The sequence below is a fragment of the Enorma sp. genome (assembly GCF_982429025.1).
In genome coordinates this window covers 1-16,836 of the sequence record NZ_CEWCAA010000046.1, presented here as the reverse complement: position 1 = coordinate 16,836, position 16,836 = coordinate 1, and the positions used below count along the sequence as shown (strand labels likewise).

The following is a 16,836-nucleotide window of genomic DNA, read 5'->3' as shown; positions in this document are numbered from 1 at the left end:
AAGCGCCACCCGACGAGCGTGGCCCCCCGATAGGCAGAACGGATCGCTTGGCAGCAGCTCCTTGATCTCGAGCTGCGAGGCCGCTTCGCTCACGCGCCGCGCAATCTCATCTTCTGAGCAGCCAAGATTGCGCGGTGCGAAGGCGAGTTCGTGCTCTACCGTCTCGAGAAAGAGCTGCTGTTCGGGGTTCTGAAACGCCAGGGCAACTTCGCCCGGTACAGGCGCGGTGCCACCAAGCAGCACTGAGCCCGACTGCGCCTTGGTGAGTCCGGCCGCCAGACATGCGAGCGTGGTTTTGCCCGCGCCCGAACGACCTGCGATAAGCGTCACCCGTCCGGATGGAACCGAAAGTGAGATATCGTTCAACACGTCCGCGTTTTCATAGGCAATGGAGACGTGGCTGAATGCCAAGGAACTCGCTTCGCGCGCAGGCTTGCCCTCAGTGCCACAGTCGTTTTCGGAAATCGCGCTTAAAGCCCCGACGTCATCAGACGGAATCGAGGAACCGGAAGCGTTCTCGGGCATGACTCGAACATCGAGGCCGTTTTCGGGCGAGATTCGGACACTCACGGCGTTGTCGGGCAGAATTCGGACATTGGCTCCTTTGTCGGGCGAAAAATCGCCATTTTGAGACACCTGAGCGTCCGAATCTCGCCCGAAAACGCTGTGAGCGTCCGAATCACGCCCGACAACGCCGTGAGTGTCCGAATCTAGCCCGGCATCGAGTGGGGACCCTGCACCGGCGCACCCATCTGCTCGGACACTGCGCAGCCACGTGGCAAGTTGAGCCGGAGCAAATCCACCGGCAAGGTCAAAACCATCGGCAACGGCACACCGCAATGCGTCGGCATAGTCATTCGGGGGCAAAACCCAATCCCAGATGTCACGATAATCGACCAGAAGCGAACCCGGTGCCCCCGACCAGATCACCTTGCCAGCATCGAGCACGAGCACCCGGTTGCACGAAAGCACCTCAAGCGGATCATGGGTGACGAGAACCACGCCAACGCCACGCCCTGCAAGACGCGCAACCAGGCTCCTGAACTGGGACCGGAAGGTGCTATCGATCTGAGAGGTCACCTCATCGAGTACGAGATAGCCAGGCTCCATTGCGAGCACAGAAGCCAACACGAGGCGTTGGAGCTCACCGCCAGAAAGCGATGGCACCTCACGGTCCTCGAAGCCCGCAAGCCCCACAGCATCAAGCGAACTCGCAACTCGCTCCGTAATCTCGCCTTCCGCGCAACCGATATTCCATAGACCAAAAGCCAGTTCGTCACTCACGATGGTCGAAACGGTCTGGTCGGCAGGATTTTGGCCAACATAGCCAACCAGACGGCGCACAAGGGCACGCCCCCGCACATTGGCCGTAGACGCCCCATCGACGCAAACCGCACCGGATTGAGGCAACTGGGCCCCGCACACAAGCCGCCCGAGCGTCGATTTGCCGGAACCATTGTGCCCGATGAGCGCAACGACCTCGCCGCGCTCGACGCAAAGCGAGACGCCGTGAAGGGCGCCGTCGACAATGGCATCTACTACCTCGATCATGCGACGCCTCCCTCCAACATCGAGCGCGCTTTTCATCTTTGAAACTCAGAGCGCAATCGCGCCTCCGCCCATCCATCACCTATTGCATCGAACACGCCGGCACAGCGAAATATAGCGGTACCGCGTTTGAACTTCGGCATGCAATAACTCAACAGCAACAAAACACCAACGCCGTTACCGTCGCCAACGCAGAAGCAAGACGCCACCACCGCTAATGTGAAAAAGGCCCCGCAGAGCGGGGCCTTTGCAAAAGCTCACATGAGCCTGGGCGCTACTCGGCAGCGCTCTCCTCGGCGGGAGCCTCGGTCTCGGCGACCTCAGCCTCAGCGGCGGGAGCCTCCTCGACAGCCTCGGCCTTCTTGGGGGCAACGGGCTTCGGGGCAGGAGCAGCCTTCTTCACCTTGGGGGTGCAGGGCTCGGACACGATCTCGATGATGACCATCGGAGCGTTGTCGCCCTTGCGGGGGCCGAGCTTCATGATGCGGGTATAACCGCCGTTGCGGTCGGCCCACATGCCCTGAGCAGCCTTGTCGAAGATCTCGGCGACGAGGTCCTTGTCACCGAGCTTGGCGATGGCGAGACGACGGGAGTGCAGGTCGCCCTTCTTGGCCCAGGTGATGATGGGCTCAGCATAGCTGCGGAGCGCCTTCGCGCGGGTCTCGGTGGTCTTGATGCGATCGTTCTCAAAGAGCGCCTTGGCAAGGCTCTTCTTCATGGCCTTGGTGTGGCTCGCATCGGTGCCGAGCTTCAGGCCCTTCTTCTTGTTGTGACGCATGGTCTCGTATCTCCTCTATATGAAAGCTCGAGCTACTGCTTCAGGCTTAGGCCCATAGACTCAAGCTTGTCCTTGACTTCCTCGATCGACTTGACGCCGAAGTTGCGGATGTTGAGCAGGTCGTTCTCGGAGAACTCCACGAGCTGGCGCACAGAGTGAATGCTCGCGCGCTTCAGGCAGTTGTAGGAGCGAACCGAGAGGTCGAGATCCTCGATCTGCTTATCGAGCTCGGCGTTGTCGCTCGCGGCCTCAGGGGCGAAGATCGAAACCTCTTCCTCGACCTCGGGGGTCTCGGCAAGGTTCATGAACGCAGCCATGTGCTGGTTGATGATGTTGGCAGCCTGAACCACCGCGTCGCGCGGGGAAAGGGCGCCGTTGGTCTCGATCTCAAGCACCAGACGGTCGTAGTCGGTGTGCTGACCCACGCGGCAGGCCTCGACGAGCTTGGCGCAGCGGCGCACCGGCGAGAAGAGCGAGTCGACGTGGATGATGCCGATGGGATCGGAATCGCGCTTGTTGCCCTCGTATGACACATAGCCGCGACCATGACCGATGCGCATGGACATCGTAAGGTGCGCGCCCTCATTCAGGGTGGCGATGTGCTGCTCGGGGTTGACGAGCTCGAAACCAGCCGGAATGAAGAAGTCGCCGCCGTTGACATCGCACGGGCCCTCGACGTTGATGGTGGCCTCGGCCTCGGACACCGAGGTGCCCGTGGCGCGGAAGACCAGGCCCTTAACGTTAAGGACGATATCGGTAACATCCTCAACCATGTTGGGGATGGTCATGAACTCGTGCTGGGCGCCATCGATCTTGATCGCCTCAACTGCCGCACCCTCGAGAGAGGAGAGCAGGACGCGACGGAGCGAGTTGCCGAGGGTGTCGCCGTAACCACGCTCGAGCGGCTCGACGGAGACACGAGCGGACGTCTCGTTGATCTCTTCGACCTGAACCTGAGGCCTAATGAATTCTGACATGTATTAACCTCCAGCCTCAGCAGCCCTGATGGACTACTTAGAGTAGAGCTCGACGATGAGCTGCTCTTGGATATCGGTGCTGATCTGCTCACGCGTGGGCAGCGAGAGCACGTTACCAGAGAGCTTCTCGATATCGACCTCAAGCCAGCCGGGGACCTCGAAGCGCTCGGACTGGATGAGAGCCTCCTTGATGGGGAGGAGGTCACGGTACTTCTCGCCCACCGCGATGACGTCACCGGGCTTGACGAGATAGGAGGGGATGTCGACGCGGCGGCCGTTCACGGTGAAGTGACCGTGGGAAACCGTCTGACGGGCCTCGCGGCGGGTGCGGGCGAAGCCGAGACGGAACACCACGTTGTCGAGACGGCTCTCAAGGAGAACCATCAGGTTCTCGCCGGTGACGCCGTTCATGCGACGGGCGCGCTCATAGTAACGGTGGAACTGCTTCTCGAGCACACCGTAGATGAACTTAGCCTTCTGCTTCTCGCGCAGCTGGACGCCGTACTCGGATTCCTTGCGACGACGCTTGGGCTGACGCTTCGATTCCTTCTTGCTGCTGTAACCGAGCTCGATGGGATCGACCCCGAGCTGGCGGCAGCGCTTAAGAACAGGAGTCCTGTCGATTGCCATAGTAATGCGATCCTTTCAGAGTTACACGCGGCGACGCTTCTTGGGGCGGCAGCCGTTGTGCGGGATGGGGGTCTTGTCCTGGATGCTCGTGACCTCGAGGCCGGCGGCCTGGAGGGAACGGATGGCGGTCTCGCGACCGGAGCCCGGGCCCTTCACGAACACGGCGACCTTGTGCATGCCGTGCTCCATAGCGGCCTTGGCGCAGGCCTCGGCAGCCATCTGGGCGGCAAACGGGGTGCTCTTACGAGAGCCCTTGAAGCCTACCTGGCCCGCCGACTTCCAGGCAATGACGTTGCCCTGCGGATCGGTGATCGAGATGATCGTGTTGTTGAAGGTGGAACGGATGTGAGCCTGTCCCACGGAGATGTTCTTGCGGTCGGCGCGCTTGACGCGAGTAGCAGCGCCGCGCTTGTTCTTAGCAGTAGCCATCAGTTAAGCGCTCCTTATTTCTTCTTCTTGGCACCGATCTGGCGCTTCGGACCCTTGCGGGTGCGAGCGTTGGTGTGGGTGCGCTGGCCGCGGACGGGAAGACCCTTGCGGTGACGCAGGCCACGATAGCAGCCGATGTCCATGAGGCGCTTGACGTTCTGGTTACGCTCACGACGGAGGTCGCCCTCCACCATGATGTGGTTCTCGTCGATGTACTTACGGATGACGTCGACCTCTTCTTCGGTAAGGTCCTTGACGCGGGTATCCGGGTTGATGTTCGTGTCGGCGCAAATCTTAGACGCCGTGGTGCGGCCGATGCCGTAGATGTAGGTCAGACCGATCTCGACGCGCTTCTCACGCGGCAGATCGACACCGCTGATACGGGCCAACTTGGATCTCCTCTCTTAACCCTGACGCTGCTTGTGACGCGGGTTCTCGCAGATAACGAGCACCTTGCCATGGCGCCTGATAATCTTGCACTTGTCGCACATCTTCTTGACCGAAGGACGTACCTTCATCGTTCTTCCTTTCGGTTGTGCTCAAACCAACAAACCTACTATGTACTCGTCCAGCCGCAGACGTGAATTACCTGGCTGGTTGCGCACACGACAGCTGAGCGGTCTGTCGCGCGCGTGCGCTGCCTATTTATAGCGATAGGTGATGCGACCACGGGTGAGATCGTAGGGCGAAAGCTCCACCACGACCTTGTCACCGGGAAGGATGCGGATATAGTTCATACGGATCTTGCCCGAGATGGAGCAGAGAACCGTGTGACCATTACCCAGATCGACACGAAACATCGCATTGGGAAGCGGCTCGGTGACCGTACCCTCGAGTTCGATTGCGTCTTCCTTCTTCACAAGCACATCTTTCTCTCGAAACGACAGCAGCGACTTATGATACCGCAGAGCGGTACCACCTCATGTATTTTTCGTCAACGCTCCACATTCTTCCTGCAGAGCGCTCTTTCGTGCGCCCCTAAACCGATGCTGTGAGAAAACGAACCGGGTTCGTTTTATCACTACATCACACCACCCTGCAAGCTGCACCACGGGCCCTGAGCATCTTGGGTGAGAACAACCGGTCCGTCATCGGTGATGGCGATGGTGTTCTCGTAGTGGGCAGCGGGCAGATGGTCGTTCGTGGTCACGATCCAGCCATCGGGCCCCACGCTCACGCGATGCGTGCCGAGCGTGATCATCGGCTCGATCGCGATGACCATGCCGGCTTCGAGCGTGATGCCCCTCCCCTTCTTGCCGTAGTTGGGAACGTTGGGCTCCTCGTGCATGACGCGACCCACGCCGTGGCCCACGTACTCGCGGAGCACGCCGTAACCATGGCTCTCGGCAAGGCTTTGAACGGCATGGCCGATGTCACCGATGCGGTTCCCCGGCACGGCCTGCTCGATGCCCGCCTTGAGGCAGTCGAGGGTGACTTCGCACAGCGCCTTGACCTCGGGTGCGGGGTTTCCGACGTAGAAGGTCCAGGCGTTGTCGCCCACCCAGCCGTCGACGATGGCTCCGGTGTCGATGGAGAGGATATCACCATCGCGCAGGATCACATCGGGGTTGGGGATACCGTGCACTACGGCATCGTTCAGCGATGCGCAGATGGTGCCCGGGAACCCGCCGTACCCCTTGAACGCGGGCGTGCCGCCGTGCATGCGAATGATCTGCTCGGCAAGCTGATCGAGCTCAAAGGTCGAAACGCCAGGGCGCACCATGGCACCGACGTGCCGGAGCACCATCTTGGACAGTGCTCCGGCCTTCTTCATCTGCTCGATTTCTTCAGGGGTCTTGATCTTGATCATAGACCGAGCGCTTCCTTTACGTCAGCGTAGACCGCTTCCATGCTCTGGGCGCCGTTGACGCTCTTGAGCAGACCCTGGCCGCGATAGTACTCCACGAGCGGGCTCGTGTTCTTCTCGTACACATCGAGGCGGTTCTGGATCGTCTCGGGCTTATCGTCATCGCGCTGGTACATCTCGCCACCGCAGGCGGGGCAGACGGTCTCGGTCGCGGTACCGGTATGGCCGCAGGCGCGGCAGGTGCGACGCGACGAGAGGCGCTCGATGATGATCGCGGGCTCGACGTCGATGAGCAGAGCGCAGTCGATGGTGCGACCGAGCCCGGAAAGCTCGGAGTCGAGCGTCACGGCCTGCATGGTGTTGCGCGGGAAGCCGTCGAGGATGAAGCCCTTCTGGGCATCATCGGCAGCGAGGCGCTCCTTCACCAGATCGATCACGAGCTGATCGGGCACAAGCTCGCCGGCATCCATGTACTGCTTCGCCTGGAGGCCGAGCTCGGTGCCGCCCTTCACGGCAGCACGCAAAAGATCGCCGGTTGAGATGTGCGCGACGCCGTAATCGGCGACGAGCTCCTGGGCCACGGTGCCCTTACCGGCGCCGGGCGCGCCCAACAGAACGATATTCATGGGTGACTCCTCTCCGCCCTACTTGAAGAAGCCGTCGTAGTTATACATCTTGAGCTGGCTCTCGACCTTATCGACCGTATCGAGCACCACGCCCACCATGATGAGCACCGAGGTGCCACCGAAAGCCTGGATGAGCTGGTTCCCCGTGAAGGAGAAGATGATGGACGGCACGATCGCGATGACCGCCAGGAAGACGGCGCTCGGAAGCGTGATCTTGTTGAGCGCGTTCTTGATATAAGCAGCGGTGGCACGGCCCGGGCGAACGCCGGGGATAAAGCCACCCTGACGCTTGAGGTTCTCCGCGGTGTCCTCGGGATTGAAAATCATCGAGGTGTAGAAGTACGCGAAGAACACGATCAGAACGACGTTCAAGATCCAGTTGATCCAGCCCGAGGCAAGCGCGTTGGCCACGGCCAGCACCCAATCGACGTTGGGGAAGAAGACCGCGATCTGCGCCGGGAAGTACAGAAGCGCGCTCGCGAAGATGATCGGCACCACGCCGGCGGTGTTGACCTTGATGGGAAGGTAGGTCGACTGACCGCCCATCATGCGACGGCCCACGACGCGCTTGGCGTACTGAACCGGAATGCGGCGCTGGCCGCGCTCGAGGAAGACGATGAACGGGATCACGCACAGGATCACGACGAAGATCACGACGGTGACGACGATGCCCATCGTGCCCTCGCCAAGCGAGGAGAAGATGGACTGCGGCAGGCCAGCCATGATGTTCGCGAAGATGATGAGCGACATGCCGTTGCCGATGCCGCGCTGCGTGATGAGCTCACCGATCCACATGATGAGCATCGAGCCCGCGGTGAGCGTGCCGACGACCATGATGTCGAAGATGACCTCGGGAGCACCGGCCTCAGCGAAGCTGATGCCGTAGCTCTTGAACAGGAACAGGTAGCCGATCGAGTTAAGGATGGACAGGCCGAGCGTGAGATAGCGAGAATACTGCGTGATCTTGGTCTGGCCGACCTCGCCCTCGCGGGCAAGCTCGTGGAGGCTCGGAATCACGCTCTGCAGGAGCTGCATGATGATGGAGCTCGTGATGTAGGGCATGATGCCAAGCGAGAAGACCGAGACGTAGCTCAGCGCGCCACCGGAGAAAAGCGTAAGAAGCCCCATAGCGCCATCGGTCGGCAAAAGGCCCGCCATCCCCTGGAAGGGGACGCCGGGCACAGGAACATGTGCACCGATGCGGTACACAATGAGCATCGCTATGGTGAAGAGAATCTTGTCCCGAAGATCTTTGATCCGGAACGCGTTCTTCAGGCCAGTTAGCACGGGAGCTCGACCTTTCCGCCGGCCGCCTCGATCTTGGCCTGCGCGGCAGCGGAGACCTTGTCGACGCGAACCGTGAACTTCTTGCTGGTCTCGCCCTCAGCAAGAATCTTCACCGGCTGGAATTCCTTCTTGATGATGCCGGCAGCCTTGAGCGCTGCACCGTCGATCACCGCGCCGTCCTCGAACTTCTCGTCGAGGCGGGCGATGTTCACGGGAGCGAACTCGATGCGACGCGGGTTACGGAAGCCCGGGAGCTTGGGCAGGCGCATCGCGAGCGGGGTCTGGCCGCCCTCGAAGCCCGAGCCCTTGCCGCCGCCGGAGCGGGAGAGCTGGCCCTTCTGGCCGCGACCCGCCGTGGTGCCGTGACCAGAGGAGTTGCCGCGGCCGATGCGCTTGCGGCGGTGAGTCGACCCCTCTGCGGGGGTGAGGTCATGAAGCTGCATTGCTTACTCCTCTACAATCTCAACAAGGTGCTTGACCTTGAAGATCATTCCGCGGACAGATTCGTTGTCGGGAAGCTCGCGGGTGCGGTTGATCTTCCCGAGGCCGAGGGCCTTGATGGTCCTGACCTGGTCCTGCTTGCAACCGTTGGTGCTGCGGACCTGCTTGACGGTGATGGTATCGGCCATGCTTACTGCTCCTTCTTGCCCACGAACATCTCGCTGACCGTGAGGCCGCGGCGAGCCGCGACGTCCTCGGGGCTTGCGAGCTCCTTGAGGCCCTCGGCAGCGGCCTTGATGATGTTGAGGCCGTTATCGGTGCCGAGCGACTTGGAGAGAACGTTCTTGATGCCAGCAAGCTCGAAGAGGGGGCGCACGGCGCCGCCGGCGATAACGCCGGTACCCTCGACAGCGGGCTTGATGATGATGCGGCCGGCGCCGAAGTGGCCCTCGACCTCGTGCGGAATGGTGCCCTCTTCGGTCACCGGCACGTGGAACATGTGCTTCTTGGCATCGAGCGACGCCTTGGAGATGGCCAGGGGCACCTCAGCGGACTTGCCCATGCCGATGCCGACGTTGCCCTTGCCGTCGCCAACGACGACGAGCGCGACGAGGGACATGCGACGGCCGCCCTTGACGGTCTTGGCGACGCGGTTGATGAAGACGACGCGCTCCTCGAACTCGGAGGCCTCGCGCTGCTTGTTATCTCGATTACGAGCCATGTGCTTCTAACCTCCTAGAACTCGAGACCGGCGGCACGAGCGCCGTCGGCGAGGGCCTTGACGCGCCCATGATAGATACGGCCGCCACGGTCGAAACGGACCGCCTTGATGCCAGCCTCGATGGCGCGCTTGCCCACGAGCTCGCCGACCTTCTCCGCAGCCTCCTTGTTGGAGGTGTGGGTGCCCTTGAACTCGGCCTCGAGGGTCGAAGCGGACACGAGGGTCTTGCCCTGGGTATCGTCCACGATCATGGCATAGATGTTGGCGTTCGTGCGAACCACGCGCAGGCGCGGGCGCTCGGGCGTGCCGAAGATCTTCCCGCGAACGCGACGCTGACGGCGCTTGAGGCCGGCTGCCTTCGCTTTGTTCTTATCCATCTGATAACTCCTTAGAGGATCTTGCCCGTACCTAACGGGGTACGGGACTTACACGGTGTGCGTCTGCTACTACTTAGCGGCCTTACCGAGCTTGCGACGGATGTGCTCGCCAACGTAGTGGATACCCTTGCCCTTGTACGGCTCGGGCGGACGCTTGCCGCGGATCTCGGCGGCAACCTGGCCGACCTGCTGCTTGTTGATGCCCTTCACGTTGATGTGCGTGTTGTCGGGCACCTCGAAGGTGATGCCCTCGGGGGCATCGTACAGGACGGGGTGCGAATAACCGAGCGACATCTCGAGGTTCTTGCCCTTGAGCTGCACACGGTAGCCGACGCCAGCGAGCTCGAGCTGCTTGGTGTAGCCCTCGGACACGCCGGTCACCATGTTCTGGATGAGCGCGCGGGTGAGGCCGTGACGGGCGCGGGTCTCGCGCTCATCGTCGGGACGGCTCACGACGAGCTCGTTCTCCTCGATGGAAATGCTGAGCTTCTCGTAGAAATCAAGCTCGAGCTGGCCCTTGGGGCCCTTGACGGTCACGTGCTGACCATCGACTGCCACCTCGACTCCGGCGGGAATCTGGACAGGCTTCTTACCGATACGGGACACGGTGTTCTCCTTCCTTCTACTCGCCAGTCGTCTTACCAGACGAACGCGATGATCTCGCCGCCGACGTTCGCCTTGCGGCAGTCGCGGTCGGTCATGACGCCCTTGCTGGTGGAAACGATAGCGGTACCAAGACCACCGCGAACGCGGGGGATGTCGGCGACGCCGGCATACTTGCGAAGGCCGGGCTTGGAAATGCGGCGGATGCCGTTGATGACCTTCTGCTTCTTGGGGCCGTACTTAAGCGTGATGGTGAGGGTCTTCTGGGGCACGGTATCCTCGACCGTGTAGCCCTCGATGTAGCCCTCCTCGTGCAAGACGCGCGCGATCTCGACGAGCTTCTTCGAGCTCGGCATGGAGACGGCGGCCTTGTTCGCAGAGTTGCCGTTGCGAATGCGCGTAAGCATGTCTGCAATCGGGTCTGTCAGGTTCATGCAGATTCTCCTTCGTTCTAGATGAACTCGTGCAACCGGTCCTCGGTCACCCATAGCGACCGAGCCTGCCGTACACGATCTTCCCTGCCGGGGCTGCACACCCCGTGCACTGGTAGTGACTTACCAGCTGGCCTTCTTGATGCCGGGAAGCTCGCCCTTGAGCGCCAGCTCGCGGAAGCACACACGGCACAGGCCGAACTTGCGGTAAACCGAATGCGGACGGCCGCAACGCTGGCAGCGGGTGTACTTGCGGGTCGAGAACTTCGGCTCGCGCTGCTGTTTGACGATCATCGATGTCTTAGCCACTTACTTACCTCCTATCACGGATTATCATGCACCGGTCGGGCCGCACACGAACCGCGCGGCCCGGAGCCGGGGCGAATGAACTACTTCTTGAACGGGAATCCAAAGCCGTCGAGAAGGGCGCGGCCCTCTTCGTCGGTCTTGGCGGTGGTGACGATGGTGATGTCCATGCCGCGCTGGCGGTCGATGGAGTCGAAGTCGATCTCGGGGAAGATGAGCTGCTCGGTCACGCCCATGGAGAAGTTGCCGCGGCCGTCGAAGCTATCGGGCGAGATGCCGCGGAAGTCGCGGATACGGGGGATCGCCACAGCGGTGAGGCGGTCGAGGAACTCCCACATGCGGTCGCCGCGTAGGGTGACCTTGGCGCCGATCGGCATGCCGGCGCGCAGGCGGAAGGACGCGATGGACTTGCGGGCGCGGGTGACCATCGGCTGCTGGCCGGTGATGGCGCGCAGGTCGCGCACGGCACCGTCGATGGCTTTGGAATCGGTGGCGGCCTCGCCGACGCCCATGTTCACGACGATCTTCTCGATCTTCGGGATCATCATGACGTTCTTGTACTGGAACTTCTCCTGAAGCTGGCCCTTCACCTCGTTGAGGTACTTGGTCTTAAGACGGGGCACGTACTTCTCTTCAGCCATGTTCACTCCTTTGGGGTTTTAAGCACGGGGCTTGGCCGCTCCCAGATGCGAAAATAGGACAGAGGAAATTTTGCATCCGGTCGGGTTGTCCTCGCGCCTCCCGCCGTCATCGAACCGCGCTGGCTGTCGCGGCACGACGAATCACCGACAGGAGCCGGGCAATACGGTCGCTATGATACGCGTCTGCGGAACGAATTGCCAGAAGAACTTCTGAAGCCCCTTGGCAACCTGCGGAAATCCACATTTTCAAGATGCTTGCGGTGTGGAGGTTGCTGGGCGGGCAGCCCCCTCGGCGCTCATCCCGGCGCATGGCGCGGACGGGACCTCCCGATGCGCCCCCTAGCGCGCTGCTTCTCGGGCGAGATTTGACGCTCGCGCGGTTGTCGGGCGCAATCCGGACACTCCCTCCGTTGCCGGGCGACATCTGGACGTTTTCGAGCCTCCGAGCGTACGAAAGTCGCCCAAGAAAAGCCTCCCATCTCCAGGGCTTTTTAGTCCAAGAAATGGGAGACGGTTCACTTCAGCACGCTGCTCCAATATTAGCGCTGTATCGCTCAATAGACTGAACTACGCCTCATATCACCCCGTACGCCTACCATACAGAATACGTATATTGATAGATATAGACGGTACCCGTGTGATTGTATTGGCACTGACCGCTCACAGACCAGCTGTTTGTCAAGCGTGATCCGGTGCAAGAATATCCGTTGCTATAACGAAGAGATTTATAGCTAACGTTGTACTTTGACCTATTGTGAGCTCCGTTGTTGTGGCATAAGTACACACGATAAGTGTCTTCCACCGTATCTATGTATGCGCGGGGCTCAATGGTTCCCGAATCCTCCGCCACACTATCCAAGCCTACCGCAACTTGCGGCACCATGAAGCCGAAACAGATGGCCAACAAGAGCACGGATACAATCCCAAAGGCTTGCTTCTTCAAGTACAGCAACATCCGCATTATAGTTCCTTCCATCGTTTCCTTTTCCTCCGCATTTTTTCTTGTGTCTAACCCTCCCTCCTCACTTTACGGAAGCACGTTTCCAGAGGCCTTTTCAAACGTCTCCGCATAGTAATCTGCCACGGTGCCATCAGGGCGCTTTGAGCAAACGGCGCCATCTTCAATAAATAGGTAATCGTCGCAGAGGCCCTCGAGCGTGCTGAGAATATGGGATGAAATGAGCACCGTTCCCCCTGCATTCGCATACTGACGAAGCGTATGGGAATGCCACTTTACATGAGTGGGGTCAAGGGCGTTCATGCTTTCGTCCAAAAGAAGGCAGCGGGCGCCCGAAACATATGCAAGGGTCAAGGCAACTTGCTGTTTCATGCCCTGCGATAGCTTGCGAACAGCTTTATGTCCAAACTCTGCAAGTTCGGAGCACGCATCATCGTAAACACGACCCGCCGCCTGCCCCCAAAAGGCTGTGACGAGCGCCAGATGCTCATCCGGCGAAAGGTGTGAGTACATCCAGTCGGCATTCCCCGGGACAAGAAACACACACTGCATGTATTGGGGATTGCGCGAGCAGGGAACACCGGCTATTTTGATGCTTCCGGATTTCAACAATGACGCGTTGCCAGCCAGAACCTCGAGCAACGTCGTTTTTCCGCATCCATTAGGAGCGACCAGCCCAACGACATGCCCGGGGTCGAGGGAGAACGATGAATCGCTGAGAACGGCTTGGCGACCCCGCGCTACCGTTATCCGAGACGCACGGACAAATCCGCGGGAAGCGTCCGCACCTGTCGCCTGGGACCCAAGCCTGTCGCGACGAATAGACACTCCTCGAACGAAAACGTCAGCGATAAAGGCGGCTATCAAGAGAATCGCGATGAGAGCCACTATCAGCATAAGGCCACGCCCGAAGCTTGCGCCTTCGACGGGAAAGACATCCGATGAAGGATTGTAGCTAAAGAAGCCCGCAGACGATGGCATATAGAAATAGATAAACGGACACCAGAGAATCCAATCGCCCCCCTCTTGAGCAAGCAAAGCCTGCAGGAGCATCGGGGAAAGGAACACTACCGCACCCGTCAAAGCTGCCACAGTAGAGTGGTTCACCATGCAATGAACAAACTGACAAAACAGAGATATAGCAATGGTCAGAAGCAGGTAGAGCAGAGCCACGCGCGCCGAAGACTCTAACGCGGTAAGATGCATAAGCTCGCCGCCTTGGTAGAACACGACGGGATACGACACATCGCCGAATCCATTCCTCAGCAACGCGAAAACAAGCGGCACCAGCAGCGTGATGGCGACGCACGCCGCACCAAGCACCAGCTGCAACGTGAGCAGGATCGCAAAACGCTGCACGCCGGATACGGGTGCCCTGCTAAGCAAACGGCCCGCATCGAATAACCGCAATGTAATGAGGCCGACAAAGACGCCCGGTAGCAACCAGACAATATAGGGAACGTGCGCGCTTATGAAGCTTAGAACCAATACAGCCGGCAACTGCGAGGAGGTATCGTACGCCTGCGGGCTCGCTAACCGGCTCATCCCATCGAAAAGCTCTGCAGATTGGCGCAGCGCAGGCTCGTCTGCCACCAGATACCCCGCATCGAGCATGCGTAGCTCAACGTCATAACATGCGCTTGCAGAACGAATCAAATTGGCATCCGACTCAGCAGATGCCATCCGCTCGAGTGCATCTATACGTTCCTGTGTAAGTTGTTTAAGGTCATCTGGCATGGTTGGATCGTCCAGGCTTGCCCGTGATTGGCCAACAAACTGAATGTTGGATTCGAACTCAATGCGCCGCCCTGCAAAACCAGTTTGGAAGTCAAGCAGAATATACATAGAAAACGACAGGGAGACGAACAAGAGCATCGCATAAAGCGCGAGCTGTTTGCCCGAGCAACGAATCAATAACGCAATCTGACGTCCCATAAGATGACCCCCATCAATGCGCTAACTTACATTTTAGACTATCATATATTCAGATATATGTATATATCTATGCAGCATTTCTTTGCGCTTGGCAATTCATTCCGAACGCAGTTGTCCTTGAGCAGAGGCTGTCCACGGCACCTTGACACGATGAAGCTTGCAGCCACGGCTTCATCAGGAGACAACCGTCACCGAGCGTTGCCTCCGTCCACCGCACCGACCGTGAGATTGACGGGGTCAACGAGAACGACAATGAGCCACTGAGGCAACACTTACCCAAGGACATCTTAGCCTCGACAACGTATTCGGCGAGAAGGCCGCGGTGGCGCACGTTTTCAAGATACTCGTAGCATGGAGCTTGCTGGGTCAGATGAATCCATCGGCGCTCATTCCGGCGCATCGCGCGGACGGGGCCTCCCGATGCGCCCCTAGCGCGTGGCTTCTCGGGCGCAATCCTGACACTTGTCCCGTTGCCGGGCGCAATCCGGACACTCCCTCCGTTGCCGGGCGACATCTGGACGTTTTCGAGCCTTCGAGCGTACGAAAGCCGCCCGAGAAGTACGCAGATGGCGGAAACCCGCCCGAGAACGGGGTGAGCGTCTGAAATATGCCCGGAAGCGAATCGATCGTCCAAATCTCGCCCGAAAAACGCCTACGAACAAGCCCGACAACACGAGCAAAACGACGAAGACACGCCCGACAAGAAACGGGCCTGCGCCGGCAGCGCCTCTTTACCGTCCGAACCGCTCAAAGAAGGCAAGCGCGTTTCCGCCGCAGAGCGCCTCGGTTACCTCGGCACCGAAGCGCTGCTCAAGGTGCTCTTGGAGGGCGGGCATCTTATCCGCGCTCGCGATGTCGAGCACCGGATCGCACCCGTCGAAGTCGCTTCCCAGCGCCAGCACCCGCTCGCCGCCGAGGTCGAGCCAATGCTCGATATGCCGGGAGAGGTCGTCGAAGGTGGGTGGCGTGGCCGCAGGGTCGTCCACGACGAACAGGTCGGCATAGTTGAGCCCCACGATGCCGCCGCGGTCGCGGATCTCGGCAAACTGGGCATCGGTGAGGTTCCGCTTGTGCCCGCAGACGGCCCGCGCATTGGAGTGACTCGCTACGAAAGGACGCTCGGCCAGGCTAGCCACCTCGTCAAAGCAGACGTCGTTGAGATGCGAGACATCGAGGATGACGCGCTCCTCCTCCATGCGGCGCAGGACCTCACGACCAGTTGCGGTGAGCCCGAGCTCCGGAGCATCGTGGCCGCTCGCGAGCGGACCCGGGGCATTCCAGCTGAGGGACGCCATGAGCAGGCCTTGCTCGGCGCAGGCGTGCACCAGCTCGATATCATGCGCGAACAACCGAGCGTTCTCGATGGTGCGCACCGCCGCGATGTGACCCTCTGCGAGCGCCGGGCGAATGTCCGCCGCCGAGCGCACGTCCGAGAAGCGGTCGCCGTGCCGCGCCAGCTCGCGGTCGAGGCAGCCGGATACGTGCTCCCAGAGCTCAGCGGCGCCGGCAGGCTCGAAGGAGTCGGGGATGAAGCATGCGAAGCACTGCGCCCAGGGCGTAGCGCCGATCTTATCCGCGGTGAGCTGAAAACCGCCGGCAGCAAGGTCCGCGGCGACAGGCGGCTTAGGGAGATCGGGAGATGCGGGCGGCTCGCCCTGCCCCGACATGCCAGCTGAAGCCGCGAGCTCTGCGGGCATGTTCTGGAACGCGAGCATGGTCGCGGTATCGCAATGAAGATCGAATACGGGATAACTCATGATGCCTCCTTAAAGACGAAATTCGGCTCCAGAACCGGCACGGGTGTCCCAGCTCTGGGTGGATGCGGCGGCGATGGCCGGGCGCGCCGGCAACAACCGGGCACGGCGTCGGGGCTGAGCGCTGCGCCTAGGCCGGGCGCTATGCCCGCGCCCGCTCGCGCAATCGCACCACGCCGTTCAGGCGCTCGCCCGTCACCACCATGCCTACCAGGAAGAGCACGAGGTACCACGGATAGATCCATGCGCCGACGAGCTGCGCGAGCACGCCGAAGAGCGGCGACATGGCGAGCGACCCGATATAGGCGAACGCCATCTGCATGCCCGTGAGCTCGAGCGCGAGCTCCTCCCCGAACCGTGCCGGCGTGGCGTGGATCGTCGAGGGGTAGATGGGAGCGCATCCGCAGCCCATGAGCACAAGCCCCGCGAAGAGCGCCATGTCGCCCGGCATGAGCACGCATACGAACGCAACCGCGATGAGCGCCTGACCGAGCCGGATCATATTGCGGTCGTTCACCTTGAGCGAAATGAAACCGCTCACGGCTCGGCCTGCGGTGATGCCCATATAGAAGAGGGCGGCCCAACTC

General features: G+C 60.6%; 22 protein-coding genes. All 22 read right to left on the bottom strand.

Going from position 1 to position 16,836, the window contains the following annotated elements:
- Positions 1 to 1,551 (bottom strand): energy-coupling factor ABC transporter ATP-binding protein (locus tag AC1VS5_RS07765; protein ID WP_481218258.1); only part of this gene is annotated, 1,551 nt, incomplete at its 3' end.
- Positions 1,552 to 1,822: 271 nt separating this feature from the next.
- Positions 1,823 to 2,326 (bottom strand): 50S ribosomal protein L17, encoded by a 504-nt coding sequence (gene rplQ, locus AC1VS5_RS07760; protein WP_019127917.1) that lies wholly within the window; start codon positions 2,324 to 2,326, stop codon positions 1,823 to 1,825.
- A 32-nt stretch (positions 2,327 to 2,358) separates the two neighbouring features.
- A complete protein-coding gene (locus AC1VS5_RS07755; RefSeq protein WP_019127916.1) occupies positions 2,359 to 3,303 on the bottom strand; it encodes a DNA-directed RNA polymerase subunit alpha in 945 nt (314 codons plus the stop codon).
- A gap of 33 nt (positions 3,304 to 3,336) precedes the next feature.
- The gene (rpsD, locus tag AC1VS5_RS07750; protein WP_022349918.1) at positions 3,337 to 3,933 is read right to left on the bottom strand and encodes a 30S ribosomal protein S4; all 597 of its coding nucleotides are present in this window, start codon (positions 3,931 to 3,933) and stop codon (positions 3,337 to 3,339) included.
- A 21-nt stretch (positions 3,934 to 3,954) separates the two neighbouring features.
- Positions 3,955 to 4,362 carry a 30S ribosomal protein S11 gene (rpsK, locus tag AC1VS5_RS07745; protein ID WP_019127914.1) on the bottom strand — a complete coding sequence of 136 codons (408 nt, stop codon included), beginning with the start codon at positions 4,360 to 4,362 and terminating at the stop codon, positions 3,955 to 3,957.
- Positions 4,363 to 4,376: 14 nt separating this feature from the next.
- Positions 4,377 to 4,751, bottom strand: a complete 375-nt coding sequence (gene rpsM / locus AC1VS5_RS07740; protein ID WP_019127913.1) for a 30S ribosomal protein S13 — start codon at positions 4,749 to 4,751, stop codon at positions 4,377 to 4,379.
- Positions 4,752 to 4,766: 15 nt separating this feature from the next.
- Positions 4,767 to 4,880: a 50S ribosomal protein L36 gene (rpmJ, locus tag AC1VS5_RS07735; protein ID WP_006363204.1), complete on the bottom strand. Its 114-nt coding sequence runs from the start codon at positions 4,878 to 4,880 to the stop codon at positions 4,767 to 4,769.
- 123 nt (positions 4,881 to 5,003) lie between these two features.
- Entirely contained in the window at positions 5,004 to 5,222 is a 219-nt protein-coding gene (infA, locus tag AC1VS5_RS07730) for a translation initiation factor IF-1 (RefSeq protein WP_019127912.1), read from the bottom strand.
- 161 nt (positions 5,223 to 5,383) lie between these two features.
- Positions 5,384 to 6,172 (bottom strand): type I methionyl aminopeptidase, encoded by a 789-nt coding sequence (map, locus tag AC1VS5_RS07725; RefSeq protein WP_419044046.1) that lies wholly within the window; start codon positions 6,170 to 6,172, stop codon positions 5,384 to 5,386.
- The gene (locus AC1VS5_RS07720; RefSeq protein ID WP_019127910.1) at positions 6,169 to 6,795 is read right to left on the bottom strand and encodes an adenylate kinase; all 627 of its coding nucleotides are present in this window, start codon (positions 6,793 to 6,795) and stop codon (positions 6,169 to 6,171) included. The genes map and AC1VS5_RS07720 overlap by 4 nt, the downstream gene beginning before the upstream one ends.
- Before the next feature lie 18 nt (positions 6,796 to 6,813).
- Positions 6,814 to 8,082 carry a preprotein translocase subunit SecY gene (gene secY / locus AC1VS5_RS07715; RefSeq protein ID WP_022349920.1) on the bottom strand — a complete coding sequence of 423 codons (1,269 nt, stop codon included), beginning with the start codon at positions 8,080 to 8,082 and terminating at the stop codon, positions 6,814 to 6,816.
- Positions 8,076 to 8,525 (bottom strand): 50S ribosomal protein L15, encoded by a 450-nt coding sequence (gene rplO, locus AC1VS5_RS07710; protein ID WP_019127908.1) that lies wholly within the window; start codon positions 8,523 to 8,525, stop codon positions 8,076 to 8,078. Before rplO ends, secY begins: the two co-directional genes overlap by 7 nt.
- A gap of 3 nt (positions 8,526 to 8,528) precedes the next feature.
- Entirely contained in the window at positions 8,529 to 8,711 is a 183-nt protein-coding gene (gene rpmD / locus AC1VS5_RS07705) for a 50S ribosomal protein L30 (protein WP_019127907.1), read from the bottom strand.
- 2 nt (positions 8,712 to 8,713) lie between these two features.
- A complete protein-coding gene (gene rpsE / locus AC1VS5_RS07700; protein WP_019127906.1) occupies positions 8,714 to 9,244 on the bottom strand; it encodes a 30S ribosomal protein S5 in 531 nt (176 codons plus the stop codon).
- 14 nt (positions 9,245 to 9,258) lie between these two features.
- On the bottom strand, positions 9,259 to 9,621 hold the full coding sequence (gene rplR, locus AC1VS5_RS07695) for a 50S ribosomal protein L18 (protein ID WP_019127905.1): 363 nt from the start codon (positions 9,619 to 9,621) through the stop codon (positions 9,259 to 9,261).
- A gap of 69 nt (positions 9,622 to 9,690) precedes the next feature.
- Positions 9,691 to 10,227 carry a 50S ribosomal protein L6 gene (gene rplF / locus AC1VS5_RS07690; protein WP_144687964.1) on the bottom strand — a complete coding sequence of 179 codons (537 nt, stop codon included), beginning with the start codon at positions 10,225 to 10,227 and terminating at the stop codon, positions 9,691 to 9,693.
- Between the two features lie 32 nt (positions 10,228 to 10,259).
- Positions 10,260 to 10,658 carry a 30S ribosomal protein S8 gene (rpsH, locus tag AC1VS5_RS07685; RefSeq protein ID WP_022349922.1) on the bottom strand — a complete coding sequence of 133 codons (399 nt, stop codon included), beginning with the start codon at positions 10,656 to 10,658 and terminating at the stop codon, positions 10,260 to 10,262.
- A gap of 120 nt (positions 10,659 to 10,778) precedes the next feature.
- Entirely contained in the window at positions 10,779 to 10,964 is a 186-nt protein-coding gene (locus AC1VS5_RS07680) for a type Z 30S ribosomal protein S14 (protein WP_022349923.1), read from the bottom strand.
- 80 nt (positions 10,965 to 11,044) lie between these two features.
- Positions 11,045 to 11,602 carry a 50S ribosomal protein L5 gene (gene rplE / locus AC1VS5_RS07675; protein WP_019127901.1) on the bottom strand — a complete coding sequence of 186 codons (558 nt, stop codon included), beginning with the start codon at positions 11,600 to 11,602 and terminating at the stop codon, positions 11,045 to 11,047.
- Between the two features lie 1,027 nt (positions 11,603 to 12,629).
- Positions 12,630 to 14,495: an ATP-binding cassette domain-containing protein gene (locus AC1VS5_RS07670; RefSeq protein ID WP_019127899.1), complete on the bottom strand. Its 1,866-nt coding sequence runs from the start codon at positions 14,493 to 14,495 to the stop codon at positions 12,630 to 12,632.
- 731 nt (positions 14,496 to 15,226) lie between these two features.
- Positions 15,227 to 16,252, bottom strand: coding sequence for a dipeptidase (locus tag AC1VS5_RS07665; RefSeq protein WP_419044043.1), 1,026 nt, complete (start codon positions 16,250 to 16,252; stop codon positions 15,227 to 15,229).
- 139 nt (positions 16,253 to 16,391) lie between these two features.
- Positions 16,392 to 16,836, bottom strand: a 445-nt coding sequence (locus AC1VS5_RS07660) for an MFS transporter (protein ID WP_481218257.1), incomplete at its 5' end; no start/stop codon positions are given.